18 protein-coding genes are annotated in these 23880 nt (G+C 28.8%); 14 read left to right on the top strand and 4 right to left on the bottom strand.

Going from position 1 to position 23880, the window contains the following annotated elements; all coding sequences use genetic code 11:
* The first annotated feature begins 21 nt into the window (after nt 1-21).
* The 12 genes from Bsayi582_RS01980 to Bsayi582_RS01925 all read left to right on the top strand — a co-directional run bounded on the left by Bsayi582_RS01980 (nt 22) and on the right by Bsayi582_RS01925 (nt 16402).
* Complete coding sequence (locus Bsayi582_RS01980; protein ID WP_500815567.1) at nt 22-2388, top strand: DNA translocase FtsK; 2367 nt, start codon at nt 22-24, stop codon at nt 2386-2388.
* Between the two features lie 153 nt (nt 2389-2541).
* The gene (gene lolA / locus Bsayi582_RS01975; protein ID WP_500815566.1) at nt 2542-3171 is read left to right on the top strand and encodes an outer membrane lipoprotein periplasmic chaperone LolA; all 630 of its coding nucleotides are present in this window, start codon (nt 2542-2544) and stop codon (nt 3169-3171) included.
* A 937-nt stretch (nt 3172-4108) separates the two neighbouring features.
* Nucleotides 4109-5395 (top strand): serine--tRNA ligase, encoded by a 1287-nt coding sequence (gene serS / locus Bsayi582_RS01970; RefSeq protein ID WP_500815565.1) that lies wholly within the window; start codon nt 4109-4111, stop codon nt 5393-5395.
* A 358-nt stretch (nt 5396-5753) separates the two neighbouring features.
* A complete protein-coding gene (gene serC / locus Bsayi582_RS01965) occupies nt 5754-6842 on the top strand; it encodes a 3-phosphoserine/phosphohydroxythreonine transaminase (RefSeq protein ID WP_500815564.1) in 1089 nt (362 codons plus the stop codon).
* Nucleotides 6843-6987: 145 nt separating this feature from the next.
* Entirely contained in the window at nt 6988-8286 is a 1299-nt protein-coding gene (gene aroA, locus Bsayi582_RS01960) for a 3-phosphoshikimate 1-carboxyvinyltransferase (protein WP_500815563.1), read from the top strand.
* Between the two features lie 138 nt (nt 8287-8424).
* Nucleotides 8425-9144: a (d)CMP kinase gene (gene cmk, locus Bsayi582_RS01955; RefSeq protein WP_500815562.1), complete on the top strand. Its 720-nt coding sequence runs from the start codon at nt 8425-8427 to the stop codon at nt 9142-9144.
* Between the two features lie 75 nt (nt 9145-9219).
* Nucleotides 9220-10920 (top strand): 30S ribosomal protein S1, encoded by a 1701-nt coding sequence (gene rpsA, locus Bsayi582_RS01950; protein ID WP_500815561.1) that lies wholly within the window; start codon nt 9220-9222, stop codon nt 10918-10920.
* Nucleotides 10921-11507: 587 nt separating this feature from the next.
* Entirely contained in the window at nt 11508-13259 is a 1752-nt protein-coding gene (gene msbA / locus Bsayi582_RS01945) for a lipid A ABC transporter ATP-binding protein/permease MsbA (RefSeq protein ID WP_500815560.1), read from the top strand.
* Entirely contained in the window at nt 13259-14269 is a 1011-nt protein-coding gene (gene lpxK / locus Bsayi582_RS01940) for a tetraacyldisaccharide 4'-kinase (protein WP_500815559.1), read from the top strand. The genes msbA and lpxK overlap by 1 nt, the downstream gene beginning before the upstream one ends.
* 155 nt (nt 14270-14424) lie before the next feature.
* The gene (locus Bsayi582_RS01935; RefSeq protein ID WP_500815558.1) at nt 14425-14592 is read left to right on the top strand and encodes a Trm112 family protein; all 168 of its coding nucleotides are present in this window, start codon (nt 14425-14427) and stop codon (nt 14590-14592) included.
* An 11-nt stretch (nt 14593-14603) separates the two neighbouring features.
* Entirely contained in the window at nt 14604-15383 is a 780-nt protein-coding gene (kdsB, locus tag Bsayi582_RS01930; protein ID WP_500815557.1) for a 3-deoxy-manno-octulosonate cytidylyltransferase, read from the top strand.
* Between the two features lie 413 nt (nt 15384-15796).
* Entirely contained in the window at nt 15797-16402 is a 606-nt protein-coding gene (locus Bsayi582_RS01925; RefSeq protein ID WP_500816094.1) for a UbiX family flavin prenyltransferase, read from the top strand.
* A gap of 76 nt (nt 16403-16478) precedes the next feature.
* On the opposite strand, the gene Bsayi582_RS01920 is transcribed toward Bsayi582_RS01925, so the two are convergent.
* A complete protein-coding gene (locus Bsayi582_RS01920; protein WP_500815556.1) occupies nt 16479-18464 on the bottom strand; it encodes an inverse autotransporter beta domain-containing protein in 1986 nt (661 codons plus the stop codon).
* 279 nt (nt 18465-18743) lie between these two features.
* Between Bsayi582_RS01920 and fumC the strand changes: the two genes are divergently transcribed.
* Both fumC and nth read left to right on the top strand, forming a co-directional pair.
* On the top strand, nt 18744-20150 hold the full coding sequence (gene fumC / locus Bsayi582_RS01915; RefSeq protein ID WP_500816093.1) for a class II fumarate hydratase: 1407 nt from the start codon (nt 18744-18746) through the stop codon (nt 20148-20150).
* Between the two features lie 102 nt (nt 20151-20252).
* Nucleotides 20253-20873 (top strand): endonuclease III, encoded by a 621-nt coding sequence (nth, locus tag Bsayi582_RS01910; protein ID WP_500815555.1) that lies wholly within the window; start codon nt 20253-20255, stop codon nt 20871-20873.
* 108 nt (nt 20874-20981) lie between these two features.
* Here nth and tyrS read toward each other — a convergent pair whose 3' ends face one another.
* The 3 genes from tyrS to slyA form a co-directional block, all read right to left on the bottom strand.
* The gene (tyrS, locus tag Bsayi582_RS01905; protein ID WP_500815554.1) at nt 20982-22268 is read right to left on the bottom strand and encodes a tyrosine--tRNA ligase; all 1287 of its coding nucleotides are present in this window, start codon (nt 22266-22268) and stop codon (nt 20982-20984) included.
* Nucleotides 22269-22384: 116 nt separating this feature from the next.
* A complete protein-coding gene (pdxH, locus tag Bsayi582_RS01900) occupies nt 22385-23035 on the bottom strand; it encodes a pyridoxamine 5'-phosphate oxidase (RefSeq protein ID WP_500815553.1) in 651 nt (216 codons plus the stop codon).
* Nucleotides 23036-23264: 229 nt separating this feature from the next.
* Complete coding sequence (slyA, locus tag Bsayi582_RS01895; RefSeq protein WP_500815552.1) at nt 23265-23711, bottom strand: transcriptional regulator SlyA; 447 nt, start codon at nt 23709-23711, stop codon at nt 23265-23267.
* Nucleotides 23712-23880 lie beyond the last annotated feature (169 nt).

Raw genomic sequence — 23880 nt, 5'->3', positions numbered from 1 at the left:
AATTAATTAAGAGATATTTTAGTGATTAATTTTATATGCATCAGTATTAGTATAGTTTTGTTGTATTTAATTATTATATTAATTAGTTTTAATCCAGAAGATCCTGGTTGGTTACAGACTACTTGGCATGGATCAGTTCATAATATTGGTGGTATATTGGGAGCTAGAATTTCTGATTTTTTATTTTTTATTTTTGGATGTTTAGCTTATTTAATTCCTTTGTTTGTTTCATTTTGTCTTTGGAATATTTATATACAAAAAAATCATATTACTGTTTTTATTTTTTTATTTAAATTAATAGGATTATTAATACTATTAATAGCATGTTGCGGTTTGGCTCATTTAATTTTTGATAATTTTTTTTATTTTTCTTCTGGTGGTGTTGTGGGTAGTATGTTATATGATTTCATTTTATCTTATGGGCATATAACTTATAAGACCAATGTTATTTTATTTTTGTTAATTGGAATTATTGATGTTATGGTGTTGTTTAATCGGTTTTTTTGGATGATTTTGAAAACTATTAAAAAGCAATTATGTCATTATGTATGTGATTTGAATGGACGAATTTTTTATAATAAAAAAAACAAATATCAAGTTAATTATAATCAACCATGTAATGAACGATATGTTGGTCCGTCAGTTTTTTTTGTAAAGAATCATAATTTTTTAAAAATTTCAGAAAATAATGTATATAAAAAATATACAGCTCCTGATATATTTATGGATGTTGATAAATGTACTGAGGAATATCATTTTTATTTAAAAAAAGATTTTATTAAGACAAAACGTGTTTTTGTAGTAAACAAATTTACTCGAGGATATAATTTTATTAAAAATTTATTATTTTGTACTAAACTATATATAGTCAAACAAACTTATAGTTTTTTTAGCAAAATACATATAAGAAATATTTTTTTTCAACGATCGAATTATTCTGTAAAAATTAATAAACATGATAAAAAAAGTTGTAATAATTTTGAAATATGCTCTTCTAAGGAAAAAGATTTAAAAAATAATATGTCATTTATGCAAAATTCGAATATGGATTGCGTTGTTGGTGATAATCATAAACTCAAAATTCCTGGATTTATTGATAAAAATATAAAACGACACGTACCTCTTGTGTTGAATCGTAAAAATGTTTTAGTGGCACATCAGAAATTATATTGTAATAATCGAGATATTATTTTTCCAGATATTAATTTGCTAATTAAGTCTCCTTCTGAAAAAACGATAGATTTCTTGGAATTGAAGAAATTTTCTCAATTATTAGAAGCTAAATTATTAGAATACAATATTACAGTTAGTGTAGTTAATATTACTTCTGGTCCTGTAATTACTCGGTTTGAGTTAAATTTATCACCAGGTATAAAATCTTCAAGAATTTCTGGTTTATCGCGTGATTTAGCTCGTGTGTTGTATACGACTTCTGTTAGGGTAGTAGAAATAATTCCTGGTACGCCGTATGTTGGATTAGAAGTACCTAATAAAGAACGCAGTACAGTCTATTTAGGTGATATTATAAATTCAGAACAGTTTAAGAATTTTAATACTCCATTAACGTTGGTTTTAGGAAAGGATATATCTGGACAACCATTAATAGTAGATCTTAGATCTATGCCGCATTTATTAGTTGCTGGAACTACTGGATCAGGTAAATCTGTGGGAATTAATGCTATGATTGTGAGTCTTTTATACAAGGCTACACCAGAAGAAGTACGTTTTATTATGATTGATCCTAAAATTTTAGAATTATCAGTATATTCAGGAATCCCTCATCTTTTAAAACAGGTTATTACGGATGTGCAAGAAGTTGACGAGACTTTACAATGGTGCGTAAAGGAAATGGAACATCGTTATAAGCTTATGGCTATGATTGGGGCGCGAAATTTGGAAAATTATAATTATCATGTAGAACAATGTAATTTTAAAAATCATATTACAAATAATATTGTAAATCAATATATTGATGATAAGGGTGTATGTGTTTCTGATGCGTTACAAAAATTACCTTATATTGTAATTATAGTAGATGAATTTTCAGATTTAATGTTAACAACAACTAAAAGAGTAGAAGAATTAGTTATTCGTTTGACTCAAAAAGCTCGCGCTGCCGGTATTCATATAATATTAGCAACACAAAGACCTTCAGTGAATGTGATTACGGGATTGATTAAAGCAAACATTCCAGCGCGTATAGCTTTTACTGTATCAAGTAAAATAGATTCACGTACTATTCTAGGGCAATCTGGAGCGGAGTCTTTATTGGGTATGGGTGACATGTTATATTTAGGACCTAATTCTTCTACGCCCATTCGAGTGCATGGAGCATTTGTAGAGGATAAAGAAATACGTTCAGTAGTTAATTTTTGGAAAAGTAAATAACGAATTCTGTAATTTTTGTTACATAGTAATAAAATATAGTATTAACTATTTATATACATATTATTGTGTATGTATATATAAATAAATATTATAATATCAATTATAAGTTTTAAATAAATTTAACGGTAATAATGAATAGAAGTTAATTAATCTATGATTAAACAAGCGATATATGTTATTTTTTTTAATATTATTATTATTATTATTATGTTTATGTCAGCGACAGCTGATGATGAACCCGTTATTGTATTACAAAATCGTCTTAATAAAATAAATGATTTTTATGTACGTTTTGTTCAAAAAGTTGTTAAATTTGATAATACTGTGTTATTAGAAGGTTATGGGGAATTGTGGGTAAAACGTCCTAATTTGTTTAATTGGCATATGATATCTCCTGAGGAGAATTTTGTAATTTCTGACGGAAAAACGATTTGGTTTTATACGCCTACTATTAAACAGGTCACGGCTTATTGGGTGCAAAACGTTTCTCATAATGTTTTTTTTATGTTATTTTCTGATAATAATAAATATAACTGGGATGATTACAATGTGCTGCAACAAGGAGATTGTTTTTCTATAAAACCTATGTGTAACAATGTCAATTTCGTAGAGTGTAAAATTAAGATAACTGATTATGGTGTAATAGAAAACTTTATTATTTTTGAAGAAAAAGGACAATATGTAAATTATTGTTTATTAGATTATAATAGAGATATAATAGATTTGGAGAAGTTTAATTTTATCCTTTCTGAAGATATTCAGTTAGATGAGCAGCGAGAATGATATTTTATAGTGAATGGATATATATATAATCATATATAATTATAAGTGTGAGTTGTTGTATATGAAGGAGATAATTATGTAAGTTAATAATTTATCGGACGACATTAATTATTTTTATGAGAATACAACACATGAAGGGATTTAAGAATTTGTTTTAGGTGTGTCGTTGATTTATGTGTAGTTTGGTTGTGTAAAATATTAAATATGAAAACTTAGGTACATCGAGTAAAAAAAAAGAATATAATTAATAATTTGTACTAAATATAGGTGTGTTTTTTCATATTTTTTTAATATTAATTTTTTATTATTAAGGTTTAATCAGAGTGTATATGGTTTATATAGATGCATTTTAAAGATGGTTTGTTGCAGTTGAATATTTTGAATGTTAGCTCTATACATAACAGTATAATTTTAAAGGTATAAAAATAAATTTAATTGGTATATATATGCATGCATATATCAAATGCGAACAGTGGTTTTTTTTATTATTTTAAAAAATAAGTTGGTTCTGTAATGACATGTATGTACTTTAAAATAATTTTTATTATTTTAATATTTAATTGATGTAATTATTAATTATTTTTTCTAATATATTAGATTTGAAGTGCGTGTTTCTTATGTGCATGAGAAGCTTTCTGTTTCATTATTTTTAAATATAAAAATATTTTAGAACTATAAAATACATATTATTGTCATGTTATATATTTAATTTATATAAAACTAATAAATAGATTGTATTGATAAGTGTATGGAAATATTAAAAAAATTTCATTTGATATATCGCGGTGGATTGGGTGGTTTTTATTGGTCATTTGAGTGATTCATGCAGTAAAAATATGGAAATAGGTTTTTCAAGAATAATAGATTTTTTATGATTATTAAAATATATTATTAGTATAATAGTGTATATAATGAAATTAAATGGTATGGTTTTTATATGCTTGATCCTAGTCTGTTACGCAGTAATATTGATTTAGTTGCCAAAAAACTTGCTCGTAGAAAATTTGTGCTTGATGCTAATAACTTTCGTCAACAAGAAAATTTACGTAGAGTTTTACAAAAGAAAACTGAAACTTTACAGACTGAACGCAGAGCTAAGGCTAAAATCATAGGTATAGCCAAATCTTGTGGGGAAAACGTAGAATCTTTATGTAAAGAAGCATATATATTGGGCAAGAAGTTAACTGCGCTTAAATGTGAAAATAAAGCATTACAGCATAGCATTAGACAATATGAGTTATCTTTACCAAATATTCCAGATGATCGAGTTCCTTATGGCTTTAGAGATCAAGATAATTTGGAAGTTATGCGTTGGGGGCAACCTATTCAGTATAGTTTTCCGTTACGAGATCATGTAGAATTAGGAAAATTAATTGGTGGTTTACATTTTTCTCATGCAACAAAGTTAACTGGATCTCGTTTTGTTGTAATGAAGGGAAAAATTGCACATTTGCATCGTGCTTTATCGCAGTTTATGATAGATTTGCATACTAAGCAACATGGATATGAAGAATATTATTTACCATATTTGGTAAATAAAGAATCTTTATATGGTTCCGGTCAATTACCGAAGTTTCATGAAGATTTATTTCATGTGCAACAGTTAGAATCTGATACTACTCCTTATACATTAATACCTACTGCTGAAGTACCATTAATTAATTTAATGCGCGATATAATTGTCAATGAAGATGAATTACCGATTAAAATGATGGCACATACTCCATGTTTTCGTTCTGAAGCTGGATCATATGGTCATAATACGCGTGGATTGATTAGGGTTCATCAATTTGATAAAGTTGAAATAGTGCAAGTGGTACACCCAGATGAATCTATGAAGATATTAGAAAAAATGACTAATCATGCAGAACAAGTCTTGAAATTACTTAAATTACCGTATCGAAAAATGTTATTGTGCACGGGTAATCTTGGATTTACTTCCTGCAAGACATATGATTTGGAGGTGTGGCTTCCGGGACAGAATATTTATTGTGAGGTTTCTTCTTGCTCGAATGTTGGAGATTTTCAGGCGCGGCGTATAAGAGCGCGTTATAGAAGCAAAGTGCATAAAAAAATAAAATTATTACATACATTAAATGCTTCTGGGGTTGCAGTGGGTCGGTTATTAGCAGCGGTTCTTGAGAATTATCAATTAGAAGATGGAAGTGTAACAATTCCGTCAGTGTTATGTTCATATATGAATGGTATGCAGTGTATTAATTAAGTAAAGGTTTTGTGTTTTTAATGTTATATTGTATAGTGTATTTAATATTTCCATTAGTTATGATTATGTAATCATATGTTATTGTGCGGATCTTGTATGGGTTATAAAAAATATTTATATATAATGTATTATTTTTATGGATAGTAGATTGTTTAATTTAAATATAAGGTGTATACATTATATTCATGTATTTTTATAAAAAAAATTATTTTCATATAAATTTTTAGATAAAATGTATTATCTATATTTGCAGTTTGATAGTAATGTCAATTACTATGTGTTTTATTGCGGTTGTTAATGATAATGTGTTGTTTAAATTTTTATTTATTAATTTAAATTTACTTTAATAATTTATGATATGAATGAAATATTTAATTTCGGCGCAGGACCGGCAATGCTTCCAAAACAAGTTTTGAAAGAAGTGAGAGAGGAATTATATAGTTGGAAGTGCCTGGGTATATCTGTAATGGAAATAAGTCACCGTAGTGAAGAATTTTTACAGTTAGCAGAAAATGCAAAACAAAATATGCGTGAACTTCTTGATATTCCGGAGACTTATGAAGTTTTATTTTGTCATGGTGGTGCTCGTGCGCAATTTTCAGCGGTTCCTATGAATTTGTTAAAAACATCGTCAGAAAATGTTGATTATGTGAATACTGGTTATTGGTCTTATAGTGCAGCAATTGAAGCAAAAAAATATAGCAATCCACGTATAATTAATGTATCTAATAAAAAAAATGGATTACTTAGTATTCAGCCAATGTATCAATGGGATATTTCTACAAATAGTACTTATATACATTATTGTCCTAATGAGACGATTGATGGGATAGCTGTGTATGATACTCCAAATTTTTTTAATAAGGTAGTAATAGCGGATTGCTCTTCAACTTTATTATCATGCCCAATTAATATTAATCGCTTTGGTATAGTTTATGCTGCTGCTCAAAAAAATATTGGTATATCTGGATTGACCATAGTTATTATTCGTAAAGATTTATTAAAAGAACCTTATATAAAAGTTCCGTCTATTTTAAATTATAAAATTTTAGCTGATAATCAGTCAATGTTTAATACACCTGTCACTATATCTTGGTATGTTGCTAGTCTAGTATTTAAATGGTTGAAAATACAAGGAGGATTAAAAAAAATTAATAAATATAATCAAGAAAAATCAAATTTTTTGTATAATGCCATTGATTCTAGTGATTTTTATTATAATAATATTGATTTTTCTAATCGTTCATGTATGAACATTCCTTTTTTTTTAAAAAATAATAAACTAAATGATATTTTTTTAAAAGAATCAATATGTTTTGGGTTATATGGGTTACAAGGTCATAGAGCGGTTGGAGGTATTAGAGCGTCTTTATATAATGCTATGCCGTTAGAAGGTGTGCAGAAATTGGTTAAATTTATGAAACTGTTTTCCGAAAGATATGGTTAAATGAGATGTTTAGTGGTGAAATATATAAAGGAATTATATATATACACTATATATAATATGTTGGGTCTTGTTGCTCGACTGATAAATGTTTTATTAATTTTTAAAATTGGATCTCTGGTTTTTTATATTTTAAATTTGGTGAAAAGTGAACAATTTTATTAAATTAAGTCCTATTAAAAAAATACAGGGAATTGTCTATCTTCCTGGTTCTAAAAGTATATCAAATCGTGCGTTATTATTAGCAGCGCAATCTACAGGTACTACCAGGCTGACTAATTTATTAGACAGTGATGATGTGCGTTGTATGCTTGGCGCTTTAAGTGATTTAGGGATAATATATCGTCTTTCAAATAATAGAAAAATTTGCGAAATTGACGGCATTGGAGGGGCGCTTCAAATAAAAAATAACGATCAGTTAATTTTGTCTTTAGGAAACGCTGGTACTGTCATGAGACCTCTTATTGCAGCTTTGTCGGTGAAATCACAAAATGTTATACTTACTGGTCATTCTCGTATGAAAGATAGACCTGTTTCGCATTTAGTAGATTCTTTAAGACAAGGAGGTGCGCGTATTGATTATATAGAGCGAAATTATTATCCTCCAGTACGATTGTATGGGGGGTATTGTGGAGGTGAAATTTTTATTCAAGGCAATATTTCTAGTCAGTTTTTATCGTCTATACTTATGATGGCACCATTAGCACCGCAAGATACTTGTATTAAAGTTGGTGGTGTTTTAGTATCTAGACCGTATATTGATATAACTTTATCTCTGATGAAAGTTTTTGGAATTTATGTAAAACATGAAAATTATCGTGTTTTTTATTGTAGAGGGGGTGAAGTATATCGATCGCCTGGTAATTATTTAGTGGAGGGAGATGCTTCAAGTGCTTCTTATTTTTTGGCAGCGTCAGCAATTAAGGGTGGTACAGTTCGAGTTGTAGGAGTTGATCGGCATAGTACACAGGGAGATGTTTATTTTGCTAGTATTTTGGAAAAGATGGGAGCAAAAGTTTCATGGGGTAATAATTATATAGAATGCACGCGCGGAGATAATCTGAGTGCTATTGATTTAGACGTTAATGATATTCCTGATGCGGCCATGACTCTTGCGACTACTGCATTGTTTGTTAGTAATGGGCCCACAATGTTACGTAATATTTATAATTGGAGAATAAAAGAAAGCGATCGAATATCTGCAATGGCAACTGAATTACGAAAAGTAGGAGCAAAGGTACGTGAAGGTTATGATTATTTACAAATTAATCCTCCGACGAAAATAAAATCGGCTTATATAAATACTTATAATGATCATCGTATAGCAATGTGTTTTTCTTTAGCAGCATTATCGGATGTTCCGATAATGATTCATGATCCTAGATGTACTTATAAGACTTTTCCAGATTTTTTTATACAATTATCCAATATTAGTGTATTAAGATAGGATTTGATATAAGCATGTATATGTACATGTATGAATTATGTGTATGGGGTTTATAGTCGTTATATTTTATTAAAATTTAGTTATATGTGTTTATTATAGAAAAATAAAAGCTATGTATTTGCAAGGGGATAATTAGTTGTGAATAGTGGATTTCCAGTCGTTACTGTCGATGGACCAAGTGGAGTAGGTAAAGGCACGTTATCTAAAAGGTTGGCAAAAATTTTAGGATGGAATTTGTTGGATTCAGGAGTTATTTATCGAGTATTGGCTTTAGTCGCTTTAGAGAATAAAGTAGATATGAATCATGAGGATGAAGTAGCGGTGCTTACTGAGGTTGTGAAAATAACTTTTGTAAATAAAAAAAATAGTTTTTTTGTATTTTTTAATGACCAAGAAGTGCAACAAGATATTTATACGGAAACTATAGGAAACTATGCATCTAAAATTGCTATTTTTCCGAAAGTACGTAAAAATTTGTTAATATATCAACGTGCGTTTTGTAAGTATCCAGGACTCGTTGCAGACGGGCGTGATATGGGTACGGTAGTATTTCCTGATGCATCATTAAAGGTTTTTCTTTATGCTTCTTTTAAAGAAAGAGAACGTCGTAGATTATATCAATTTCAAAAAAAAAGTTCTAATGTTAATTTTGAGTATTTATTATCAAAACTTAAAGAACGAGATGAACGTGATTATAAACGAAAATTAGCGCCATTGATTCCTGCTATTGGTTCATTAATATTAGATTCTACTTATTTATCTGAAGACGAAGTAAGATCTAAAGTGCTTATGTATATTAGAGAGAACCTGGTATTACCATCGAGAGTGCTATATAATATTGCTCATAATCAGGGATAGTAATGAGATGTTTTTTACAACCCCATCAATCAAGGATATGTGGTGGAAGTTAATTAAAATTTGAAGATTATAAAGATGACAGAATCATTTGCTCAGCTATTTGAAGAATCTTTAAAAAAAATAGAAACTTGTCCTGGATCTATTGTTCGTGGAGTTGTCGTTTCTATTTCTAAAGATATTGTATTGGTGGATGCAGGATTAAAATCGGAATCTGCTATTCCTATCGATCAGTTTTATAATTCTCAAGGAGAATTAGAGGTTTCAGTTGGTGATTGTATTGATGTGACATTAGATGCGGTAGAAGATGGTTTTGGAGAAACTATATTATCTCGTGAAAAAGCAAAACGTCATGAGTCTTGGGTATTATTAGAACAAGCATATAAACAAGTGATTACTGTTACAGGCATCATCAATGGAAAAGTAAAGGGAGGCTTTACTGTTGATCTGAATGGTGTGCGGGCTTTTTTACCTGGTTCTTTAGTAGATGTTAAACCAATACGTGATACTTCGTTATTAGAAGATAAATTATTAGAATTTAAAGTAATTAAATTGGATCATAAGCGTAATAATGTCGTAGTATCTCGTCGCGCTGTAATTGAATCTGAAAATAGCGTTGAACGCGATCAACTGTTAAGTCAATTGCATGAAGGGGCTGAGATTAGAGGGGTAGTTAAAAATTTAACTGATTACGGTGCTTTTATTGACTTAGGAGGTGTCGATGGATTGTTACATATTACTGATATGGCATGGAAACGTGTCAAACATCCTAGCGATGTAGTAAATATTGGAGATGAGATTGTTGTTAAAGTTTTGAAATTTGATAAAGAACGTGTTCGTGTATCTTTAGGATTAAAGCAATTAGGTGAAGATCCATGGGCGGCGATTGTTCAGCGTCATAAAGAAGGAAGTAAACTAACAGGGAAAGTAACTAATTTAACGGATTATGGGTGCTTTATTGAAATTGAAGATGGAGTAGAAGGGCTAGTACATGTTTCTGAAATGGATTGGACTAATAAAAATATTCATCCTTCTAAAATAGTAGCAGTTGGAGAATCTGTTGAAGTAATGATATTGGATATAGATGAAGATCGTCGCAGAATTTCTTTGGGATTAAAACAATGTAAAGTTAATCCGTGGCAGAAATTTTCAGATACATATAATAGAGGTGATCGGGTTATGGGTAAGATAAAATCGATTACTGATTTTGGTATATTTATAGGATTGGAGGGTGGTATCGACGGGTTAGTACATCTTTCCGACATTTCTTGGTATCTATCTAATGAAGAAGCTGTTAATAATTATAAGAAGGGTGATGAAATTATGGCTATGGTGCTTCAAGTAGACGCGGAGCGTGAACGTATTTCATTAGGTATAAAACAATTAGCAGAGGATCCTTTGAATATATATTTACATTCTCACAAAAAAGGGAGCGTGGTGTCTGGAAAAATCATTTCAATAGATGAAAAAGGAATAACTGTAACATTAGATAATAATACTGTCATTGGTTATTTATGTTTTTCTGATACATCGTCGAGTAATAAATTTATTACTCGGGAACAGGAAGTGTATTCATCGTTGTGCATAGGTAGCGATATACAAGCGGTATTGGATGGTGTAGATCGTAAAAATAGAATTGTTAATTTATCCGAATATAATATGTTCGAGCCAAATAAAAAAATAGATGTAAAAGTTGTTAAGAATCATACGCGAGGGAAAGATAAAAATTTTTCCAGTGTTATGATAGAAGCATTTAAAGCGGCGACTAAAAATGAATGATTACGTAATGGTAATTTTTGAACAGATTAGTATATATTCCTTATTCCCGATATTTTATCGGGAATAAGGAATGGGTATGATGGTAAATTTGATTATTGATTTGTGATGTTTTATACAAATTATTATTTGTAGTAAATTTTGTATATTCATCAGATAGATGATTTAATGATTTATAAAGAGAATAGTTTGAAATTAAATTCGTATCAAATAAATAAAATAGATGCTTAGTAACAAACATCTATTTAATTAATTAATTTAAATTAAATGAGTATTTAATTATAAGGGTGATATATTATTTTTTACGATAAAACAATTAATTGTTTTTGATGGGTTTTAATCTTTTTAATTATTCGATGTATTTCATTACATAAATTATTAAATATTTTAATAAATAAAAATTACCTATATACACCCGATATAGGTGTAAATGTGGTATTCAGTTGTTTTTATATTATAAAAATATGGAAGCAAAGTTTATATTAAAATCTTAAAAAAAAATTTAAATTCTTATTATATTTTTGTAGTTGTGTTGATTGAGATTTACTCGTATATTTATACGAAATAAGCTCTAATTTACAAGGATATAGATGTTACAGTACAATAAACATTATTCTTCTACTTGGCAAACTTTTCGTCGTTTTTGGCCAATAATTTTTCCTTTTAGAATAGGATTGATTATTGCGTCTATTACTTTAATTTTAAATGCAATTAGTGACGCTTTAATGTTGGCTTTATTAAAACCTTTGCTTGATGATGGGTTTGGTGGAACTAATAGAGCTGTGTTTATGTGGATGCCGTTTGCTTTAATTGGTTTAATGAGTATTCGTGGTTTTAGTGGTTTTGCGTCTACTTATTGTATGTCTTGGGTATCTGGAAAAGTAGTAATGCAGATGAGACGTGCATTATTCAAGCATATAATGAATATGCCAGTTTCATTTTTTATAAAACAATCTATTGGTACATTAGTATCTAGAATTACTTATGATTCTGATCAAGTTGCTTCTTCTTCTTCTGGAGCTTTAATTACTGTTATTCGAGAAGGAGCATCTATTATCGGTTTGTGTATCATGATGTTTTATTACAGTTGGCAATTATCGTTAGTTTTGGTACTAATTGCTCCAGTATTATCTGTTACCATTAAATTTGTTTCAAGTAAATTTAGGACGATCAGCAAGAAAATGCAAAATGCTATGGGTCAGTTAACTAGTAGTGCGGAACAAATGCTTAAAGGGCACAAAGAAGTATTAATTTTTGGAGGGCAACACATAGAGAAAGATAGATTTAATTACATAAGTAATTGTATGCGACAACAAAGTATGAAGATGGTACAAACTTTATCCATTTTTGATCCACTGATTCAATTTGTTGCATCGTTGGCGTTGGCATTTGTTTTATATGTAGCTAGTATTCCAAGCGTAATGGAAATGCTTACGGCTGGGACTGTTACGGTTATTTTTTCATCTATGATAGTTTTGATGAAGCCATTGAAGTCTTTGACTAATGTTAGCGCGCAATTTCAACGTGGTATGGCAGCTTGTCAAACTTTGTTTTCTATATTGGATTTAGAGACGGAAAAAGATCAGGGTACGCTTAAAATTAATCGAGTGAGAGGAGATATTGTTTTTGATAGTGTTACTTTTTTTTATCCTGGAAAGAATACACCATCTCTTTCTGATATTACTTTTACTATTGAATCAGGAAAAACCGTTGCTTTGGTAGGTCGTTCTGGTTCTGGAAAATCCACTATTGTGAATTTGTTAACTCGTTTCTATAACCCAGATAAAGGACGTATATTGCTTGATGGTTTTGATTTAAATGAATATAAATTATCTTCTTTACGTAATCAAATAGCTGTAGTATCACAAAATGTTCATTTGTTTAACGATACTATTGCGAATAATATTGCGTATGCACGTAGAAATTTTTATTCTAGAGAATCTATTGAAGTTGCGGCTGATATGGCATGTGCTATGGATTTTATTTCTAAAATGGAAAATGGATTGGATACTGTTGTAGGAGAAAATGGAGTATTATTATCTAGCGGTCAACGTCAACGTATTGCTATTGCGCGTGCGTTATTAAGAAATTGCCCTGTGTTGATTTTTGACGAAGCTACTTCTGCTTTAGATTCTGAGTCAGAACATGTTATTCAAAAATCGCTTGAATCGTTAAAGAGAAATAGAACATCTTTGATTGTAGCTCATCGATTATCTACTGTTGAAAACTCAGATGAAATATTGGTAATTGAAAATGGTTATATTATAGAACGTGGGGTGCATAAAGTATTGATACGTCTTCAGGGAGTGTATGCGCAGCTACATAAATTACAATTTTCTTAATGTTTGATCGAATTTGGTTTAGATCATCATTATGTTACTTATTTTTGTTGCCATTTTCTTGGTTATATGGCTTTGTAAGTACACTTAATCGCATTAGTTATCAGTACGGATGGCGTAAGGTGTATAGGTTTTCAGTGCCAATAGTTATTATAGGTAATTTAACAGTTGGAGGTAATGGAAAGACTCCAATGGTGTTATGGTTAGTAGATCAATTAAAATGTCGTGGTTGGAAAGTTGGAGTAATTTCTAGGGGGTATAAAGGTAAATCTAGTGAATATCCAATTGTTATTAATACGCGAAGTCATAGTAAGGAATGTGGTGATGAACCTATATTAATTTGGAGACGCACTGGGGTGTTGGTAGCAGTATCTCCGAGACGTGCTGATGCTGTTTCTGCTCTTTTGAGGATTCAAGAATTAGATGTTATTATAAGCGATGATGGATTACAGCATTATGCGCTTTTTAGGGATATAGAATGGGTAATAGTTAATAATTCACTTCGATTTGGTAATGGTTGTTGGTTGCCAGCAGGTCCTATGCGTGAACGAATGAATAGAATTAATACAGTGCAAGCAATTATTGCAAACGGATCGGAAAAGGGGGTGCGATCTGGAGAAGTATTGATGCAATTATATCCTAGCGTTGTAATAAATATGTTCACGGGAGAACGTAGATCTCTCAAACTTTTAAGTAATGTTGTGGCTATAGCAGGAATTGGATATCCTGAACAATTTTTTATGACTTTACGTAATTATGGTCTTAATCCTGTCAGAGTAGTTTCATTTTCTGATCATCACAGATATTCTGAAAAAATGTTAACATCTCTTACTAATAAAGATGAAATATTATTGATGACTGAAAAAGATGCAGTTAAATGTATGGATTTTGCTCATGATAATTGGTGGTATGTACACATAGAAGTCAAAATCAATAGAATGGATACGAAGAATTTATTGTGTATGGTAGAGGATAAAATTAAATATTATAAGGATATGTCTATTAAGATGTAATCATAGCATGATTATTTTATGTATTTAAATAATATTAATATATTAATGTTATTAATTTTAATATAATTATTTATATAAAAATATTGGTGACTTAAATACAGTAGTTATTTTTGTTTATATATATAAGATTAATATTTTCAGTTAATTATATGATAATGATAGATCGGTTATTGTTAATTATTGTCTGTCCTGTATGTTACAAAAAATTATTTTTTGATGTGAAACAAGAAGAATTAATTTGTAATATTGATAATTTGGCTTTTCCTATAAGAAAAGGGATTCCAGTTCTTTTGAAGCAGGAAGCTCGTAATGTCCTATCATAGGAAGATAATATATGAATTTTATAGTAATTATACCTATACGGTTTTTTTCAGTGCGTTTTCCAGGGAAAGCTTTAGCAGATATTCATGGAAAACCTATGATTGTTCGTGTTATGGAAAACGCTTTAGATTCTGGAGCTAATAGAGTAATAGTTGCAACTGACAGTGTACATATAGCACAAACAATTGAATCAGAGCAGTCTATAGGTGGTGGTGAAGTATGTTTAACACGATCTGATCATCAGTCAGGTACAGAGCGCCTTGCAGAAGTGGCTGTTAAATATAAATTTACAGATGACCAAATTATCGTTCATCTACAAGGTGATGAGCCTTTAGTTTCATCTATTATGATTCGTCATATAGTGAATACTTTGAGTACAATTAATGTTACTACTAGCATGGTAACATTAGCAACACCGCTAAATTTTTTTAAAGAAGCGTGTGATGATAATGTAGTCAAAGTTGTTGTAGATAAGCATAATAATGCTCTTTATTTTTCTCGTTCCATGATTCCATGGTATCGTAAATGTCGTACAAGTCATCAAGATAATAATAAATTATCTGGGATATTATTGCGTCATATTGGTATTTATTCTTATCGAGCTAAATTTTTGCATAGTTATGTTAAGTGGATTAAAAGCCCATTGGAACAATTTGAGCGACTTGAACAGCTTAGAGTATTATGGCATGGTGAATCGATATATGTATCTATAATGAACGATGAGGTTCATGCTAGTGTTGACACTCCAGAATCATTGGATTTTATCAATGTATTATTTAGAAAGAAAGGATAATATATTGTACTTTGTTGTGTGTTTTGCGTTGATATATAGCATTAGGATTAATTATAGGATATTTTTATTAGATGGTTTTTGAAGGAATACATAATAAATTCGAATGATTTTTAAATATTATTTATAGTGTCCATATTACCAGTTTTTATTTATTATTAAATATTATTATTTCGTATAGTGGTAGTATGGTGGTGTGTATTTTGAAGATATGAGTATCACAAGTTTGATGAGATTATATAGATAAATTTTTGTACAATCAATCAGTATTGTTATATTGCGTAATAAATTTTTTAAGTATTTGCATATCATAATTGGTTATTAAAAGCTTGTATGAGTAGTTATAAATGTATTTATTTTTTATGTTAGTATGTATGATATGGCAAAATACGGAAAAGAGATTGGGAATACAGGTTATGCAGAAACAGTTGCGTTTAGTAGTAGGAATATCAGGAGCATCTGGAGGTATTTATGGGGTTCGTGCATTGACTATATTAAAACAATGTAATCCTAATATAGAATCTCATCTTATTGTTACTCGAAATGCACTGGTTACATTGCAACAAGAATTAAATATGACTAAACAAGCTGTATATAAGTTAGCGGATGTTGTGCATTTTCCACAGGATATTGGAGCGTCAGTCGCGAGTGGATCATATCCAACTTTAGGTATGTTAATTGCTCCATGTTCTATTAAGACTATGTCGGAAATCAGTTCAGGTATGACATCGTCGTTAATTGGTCGAGTTGCAGATGTAATGTTAAAAGAAAAACGTAGATTAGTGTTAATGATTAGAGAAACTCCTTTACATTTAGGTCATTTGCGTACAATGGTTAAGTTAGCAGAATTTGGAGCGATAATTATGCCTCCTATTCCAGCGTATTATACACATCCAAAAACTATAGATGATATTATTTGTTATACTGTAATGAGAGCTTTTAATTTATTTGGCATTGATTCTAATATTTCTTTTATTTGGTCAGGAATAAAACACCAAAACAATGATATTTTTTTAAATTAAATTAGAATATCATTGATTTCATTTTTGTAGATTTACAATATTTATATGTTTTAAATAAATTAATTGATGTAGTAATTTAAAATTCATCAATTAATTTATTGTTATCAGAATTAAAACTATCATTACTGTCGTCTGTATTATAATCTTTGTTAATAGATGATGAAGATTGAGTGATCTTTAATCGAGAAAATATTTTTTCTATATCACTAGTAGAGTGTTTGGTCTTTTTTCGTTCTGTTATGGTGTGTTCAAGTTTATTTATATGTTCTTCTGTTCCTATTGTAGAAAATTTAGATTGTTTATGTTTAGATAATCGATATGATAAGTTGTCGTTTTGATTCGATAATTCTGTCGTTGAATGTTCAATGGGTTCAGTATTGGGTTTATCTATGTTTTCATTTTTAGAAAAATCAGTTTGATTACTTTTGTCATCAAAAATGAAATAGGTTGATGACAACATACTATTTAACGTTGATTTTTCAGTAAATGATGGTGGTGATTCTTCTTTTTCTGAAACAATAGAAAATATTGGAAGAGGTGGTGGTTCTGGTAGGAATATGTGGTTATTTTTTGTCGTACTAGCATCGTCAGTATTATGTTGCGTAGTGGGATCAAAAATCAATATATTATTCATTTGTTGATGATGACAATCATTATTAGAAATTAGTGTAGGAATAGTTGTATTTTCTGTAGTATTAATTCCAGAATTGTTGTTGATAGTATAATCGTTGTGTTTTTGAATATTTAATGATTGTTTTCTCGAAATATCATGTACTAAAATATCTATTTTTTGTTTTTTATGATTTTCAGTAGTATGTATTGTATTGAGATTATATGAAATAAAAATTTCATCTTCTTTTTTAATAGGATGATGGGGTAAGCGGATTGCATAAGTATCATCTGATATTGAAATAATCTGACCTCCTGTATTGTTCAGTAATTGAGCATTCCATTTTTGAGTTTTATGGTGATTTTCGTTGGTTTTAATAATTTTAATTTCACCGGGATATCCTATGATTGTTTGAGTATATTGTGTCGGTTGTATTTCATGAGTGTGAGTGCTATTAGGTGTTATGTAATTATGATATTGAATTACAGTAGGTATAAACGGTTGAGCTATAGTATTTAGATTCTTTAATATGGATTTGTTTTGTTTATTTACACAATTTATTTGCTGATTAATTGGTATTCCAAATTGATAATTTATTGATATTTGATAAATAGAATTGAATGTGTTATTTATAAAAATATTGTTTATATCAAAACCTAATATAGGAATGGGTTGGTAATTTATTCCTAATGATAAACAATAATTATTATTATTTTTTTTATTAAAAGTTTTTTGGTATTTTTTAGTGAAGAAAAAATATTCTAATTTTATTTTTCCAGTAATTTTTGGAAAATATGAAAATTTGTTCTGTATATATATTTGATAATTACTTTTGAGATTATGTGCACTGCAGTTTTGTAATGGATTTTGGGGATAAAAAACATTGCTCAAATTATAATAGTTATTTAATGTGAGTAGTGTGTTATAAAACCAATATTCTATACCTAAATTAATTAAACATGGTTTATTTTTGAACTGATAATCAGAATAAATAGGGCAGCAATAAAAAATGTTATATCCAATAATAGACATATTATTAGGCATGTATCTATTGCCTATTCCAAAATTGATAATTTGTTTTGATAAAATATTGTGTACATTTAGTTGGATAAAGGATAATTTTGTTTGATCTGTATCATATTGTTTATAAAATGAATGAAACATATTAATAGAATCATTTTGTAGTTGTATTTTTGATGTATTAAAGAAAGAAAATGGAGATTTATAATTATAATGTGTATATGTATTTAGTTTAGTAGTTTCATGAGGATGAAGACTAAATTTATGAGGTATATAGTTGTGACGATGATTATATAATTCTATTTTTGGTTGAAATGAATAATGGTGAAGTATGTTGTTATTATTATTAGAATTAAATTTGATGCGATTTGTATATGTTTCGTCACATAAAGTTGTTTCACATAAAACAGTATCGTTATATATGATAAGCATTTGATATATTATTCCTAATACGATATATGTTAGCATATTTTTTATAATTTTAATTTATGTTAATTATACAAATATGATATATAAATGTCTCTTTATTGAGTTATTGTTTTGTGTTAGTAGAATTGATTATATATATATATATTATATTATAAAGGTAATTTTTGCAGAATTTAATATATAATTATGATATTAATATCAATATTTATTATAACAAATTATATATTCTATTTTAATTAATGTAGAAAATCGATATTTAATAGAAAAAAATTTAAGGTTGTTATTATGACAATGCGTACTGAAAAAGATGCTATGGGAACGGTGTCAGTACCAAGTGATCGGTTATGGGGGGCTCAGACACAACGTGCATTGAAATTTTTTAAAATTTCTAATGAAAAAATTCCCTTTTCATTAATCAAAGCGTTAGCGCAAATTAAGCGTGCAGCAGCGCAAGTAAATTGTGATTTGGGATTATTGGATCGTGAACAAGCTCAGGCGATTATTCAAGCTGCGGATGAAGTGTTATATGGAAGAATACATAAAGACAATTTTCCAATATCAGTTTGGCAAACTGGATCTGGTACTCAAAGTAATATGAATATGAATGAAGTTTTGGCGAATAGATCTAATGAATTATTGAGAATCAAAGGTATCTCAAATAATAAATTAGTTCACCCAAATGATCATGTCAATAAGGGTCAAAGTTCAAATGATGTATTTTCTAGCGCGATGCATATAGCGGCAGTGATTAATTTAAATGAACGATTAATACCTAAAATTAAAATTTTTCAAAAAACGTTAATTGATAAATCTGATGAATTTAACAATATCATTAAAATAGGGCGTACTCATCTTCAGGATGCTACTCCATTGACTTTAGGGCAGGAAATTTCTGCTTGGGTTTGTATGTTACAACATAGCATAGATCATATAAAAGTTACTATTCCTCATTTATGTGAATTAGCATTAGGTGGGACAGCCGTAGGTACTGGTCTTAATACTCATCCAGAATATTCTGAACGTATTATTAACATATTGTCATATATTACTAAATACAGTTTTATTAATGCTCCAAATAAGTTTGAATCGTTATCAACGTGTGATGCATTAGTGCATAGTCATGGATCTTTGAAAGGTTTGGCGGTTTCTATGATGAAAATTGCCAATGATATACGTTTATTATCTTCTGGACCTAGATGTGGTATAGGAGAATTAAGTATTCCTGAAAATGAACCAGGTAGTTCAATTATGCCTGGAAAAGTTAATCCGACTCAGTGCGAATCTATGACTATGTTATGTGCTCAAGTTATTGGGAATGATGTCAGTATTAATATTGGTGGTTCATCTGGACATTTTGAATTGAATGTATATAGGCCATTAATCATATATAATTTTTTACAGTCAATACGTTTATTATCGGATGGCATAGAAAGTTTTCATAAATATTGTGTTATGGGGATTCAACCAAATCGTCGACGGATTAAGGAATTTCTGGATAGTTCGCTTATGTTAGTTACAGCGTTAAGCCCTCATATTGGTTATGATAAATCCTCTGAAATTGCTAGAAAAGCACATTTAGAAGGATTAAGTTTAAAAGAAGCAGCATTACAATTAGGTTATGTAAGTGAAAAAGAGTTTGATACGTGGGTACGTCCAGAAAATATGATTGGTTTTATTGAAATATTATAAATTTTATTATAAATTAAAGAATCAAATACGCATGTTAATAGTAATTAATAGAAAGTGTTATAAATTATTTTATAAAATAGTAAAACATGTAATTGTATATCGATGAATAATGATAAACGCTATCGTATTTTGTGTAAATTACAAGATCATGATACAAATCCAGTCATTGAATTAGTTTATAAATCGGAATTTGAACTATTAATTGCAGTATTACTTTCGGCTCGAACCAGTGATGTTCAGGTGAATAAAGTAACTAAGGCTTTATTTAAAGCAGCTAATACACCAGAAAGCATGTTGCGTCTTGGTGTAGACGGAGTTAAACATTATATTAGATATATTGGATTGTTTAACACTAAAGCTAAAAATATTATAGAAACTTGTCGTTTATTAGTAGAGCATTATAATAGTTCGTTACCGGAAAGTCGTATTGCATTAGAATCTTTACCTGGAGTCGGGCGTAAGACTGCTAATGTTGTTTTAAATTTAGTTTTTGGTTGGCCTACAATAGCAGTGGATACACATGTATTTAGATTTTGTAATCGTAGTCGTTTTGCAATCGGAAAGAATGTTGCATCAGTAGAAAGAAAGTTATTATCGGTGGTACCAAAAAAATTTAAAAATAATTGTCATCGATTGTTGTTGGTACATGGTAGAAATGTTTGTCGAGCTAAACATCCATATTGTCATATTTGTGTAATTAAAAATTTATGTGAGTTTAAATAAAATTAGTATATTTAATAAGGTTATATTATTAATTGTTGCATTGTATATGTGTTTAGTTATATAATACGTAAGCAATTATTTATGAGTGTATTTGTCTTATCTAGTTATTCAAGATTCCCATTTGATTAAACAATGTTGTTTTTTCCCGCGTTTTAATAGTGTATAGTGATTATATATTCTGTCAGTGTCACAGAAAACATATTTTGTTTGTGATTGTTTTTTTGAATTTATAGTAATGCTATTGGATGTGATTAATTGTCGTGCTTGTGTTCGAGAAGATGTCAGTTTAGATTCTACTAATGCTTGTTGCAATGTGATACCTGGTTTGAGTTTTATCGTAGGTATTCCACCATCTTGAGATAGTTGTTTAAAATCGTTTAAAGTCAATTTATGTACTTGTCCTGTAAAAAGGTTGTTACTAATATTCTTAATAGTTTTTAATTCTTCTTGTCCATGTACTAATTTAGTGATTTCTTCTGCTAAGATAGTTTGAGCTTGTGGTTTAGTATTGCCAGAGTGATTTTCTTTTTTTAAAATGTTAATTGTATTTATATCTATATTGGTAAAGAATTTAAGAAAATGATATACTTCCTCATCGGAAGAATTGATCCAATATTGATAAAATTTATAAGGACTAGTTTTTTTTGCATCTAACCATATTGTGTGTTTTTCTGTTTTTCCAAATTTAATTTTGTTGGATTTGGTAATTAAAGGCATAGTAATCCCGTAGGTTGTTTTTTTATATATACGACGTATTAGGTCGATTCCAGAAATAATATTGCCCCATTGATCGGAACCTCCAATTTGTAGTATTGCACCATAGTTTTTATTTAAATAAGCAAAATCATAGCTCTGTAATAAGTTATAAGAGAATTCGGTGTAAGAAATTCCACAATTATTTTTTTTTAATCGTTTTTTTATAGAGTCTCTATTTATCATTTTATTTACAGAAAAAAATTTACCAATATCTCTTAAAAATGGTACAAGAGACATAGAAGATAGCCATTCATAGTTATTAACTATATGTGCTTGTGGGTGTTGAGCGCAGGAACAATCAACAAATAAAGAAACTTGGTGTTTTATTTTTTCTACCCATTTTTGTACTGTATCAATCAAATTAAGTTTTCGTTCTGATTCTTTAAAACTTGGATCTCCAATTAATCCAGTTGCTCCCCCCAATAAAATTAAAGGTTTGTGTCCAGATATTTGAAATTTTCTGAGACATAATAGAGGTACTAAGTGTCCTATATGTAAACTATCAGATGTTGGATCAAATCCGCAATATAGAGTTATTGATTTTGATTGCAATATTTTAATCAATTTTTCTTTATTTGTAATTTGTGCTATTAAATCACGTGAATATAAATGTTGTATTATATTGTTATTATTATTCATATAATTATGATTTTAGTAAAATAAATAAAAGTTTTTATTATATAAAAGTTATATTATTATAACTAGTATAATCATATTGTGATATCTTGTAAAAATTAATTTTTAATTATACTTTTTTAAGGAGATAGACGATATATACACCATGTATGTTTATGTCGTTGATATATAAATCGATCATGTAATCGATTTTTTCTCCCTTGCCAGAATTCCATGCTATTTATATTAATTGCATATCCGCCCCAAAATTTAGGAAATGGTATTTTTTTATAAAAATGTTTGCGTTTGAATTCTAGAAATTTTTTTTCGAGTATGTTTCTAGAAGAGATAATTTTGGATTGTTGAGATATACATGTACTTACTTGATTGTTTTTTGGGCGCTTATAAAATTGTTTTAATGCGTCTTTTTTTGAAATTTTACAAACCTTTCCTATTACTATTACTTGTTTATCTATAGTATTCCAAGGAAAACATAAACTAACCTTTGGATTATCAATTAAATGTATAGCCTTACGACTATTAAGGTTAGTATAAAATATCATAGATTTATCGGTAAAATTTTTTAATAATACTATACGTTGATAAGGTTGTCCAGTATTATCTACTGTGGCTAGACACATTGCTGTAGGGTCAGGTACTTGAGCAGAAAAAGCTTGATTTAGCCATATTGAAAATAATTGAATAGGTTGAGTAGTTAAATCCGAACGACGTAATTGCCCGGATATGTATTCTCGTCTGATATTAGCAATATTTGTTTTATTTATTAGCATAAATATAATATTACACTATTTATTTATAGCAGAGTAAATATACTCTATCTTTGATATTAAGATATTTTGTTTATGCTTAATAGCATGAGTGTTAACGATGAAAGTTAGTATATTTTAGTCGTTGCTTATTTGTAATACAATTATTTATATGATTTTTATATTTGTATGTGATATCCTTAAAGCGTGTATGTAAATTTATTGTATTTTATTTATAGGGAAGTATTTTTAATTATGTAGTTTTTGAGTTTTTGTTATATAAGTTTATAATGTTTTTTTCTAATTTATAAACAATGTTATTTAAAAAAATGATTTCTTCGTTACTAATTCCACTAAAAATTTCATTTTTAGTGGAAACAATGATACGGTTAACTTCTTGAATTACAGGTTCAGCATTATCAGTTAATTTAATTCGTTTAGCTCTTCGGTCGTTAGTGCAAGTATGTCGTGAAATTAATGATTTTTCTTCAAGTTGATCTAATGTGCGCACTAAAGAGGGTTGTTCTATTCCTATGGCTTTTGCTAATTGAATTTGAGATTGTTCCGGAGGTAATTGATAAATATTATGCAATGTAATCCAATGTGTTTGTGTAAGTTTTAAGGGTTTTAAACGATGATCAATTAAAGCACGCCATACTCTTACAAGACGTGTTAAATCTGATCCTAATGGTAATTCCAATTTTTTTTCCTTATAGTTTAACTTTTCTTATTTGTATAACGCGTTTGTTGTATATAAGTATATCATAATATATAAGCATATATCTATAAAAAAAATTGTATTTATATTGTAGATAATTGTTTAACTATATTGTTTAGTATATGGTATAATAATATGTATTATATATTAA

Source organism: Candidatus Blochmannia sayi (nom. nud.) (assembly GCF_059935855.1).
The sequence above is the reverse complement of the archived record's forward strand: the minus strand, read 5'-3'. Positions and strand labels throughout refer to the sequence as shown.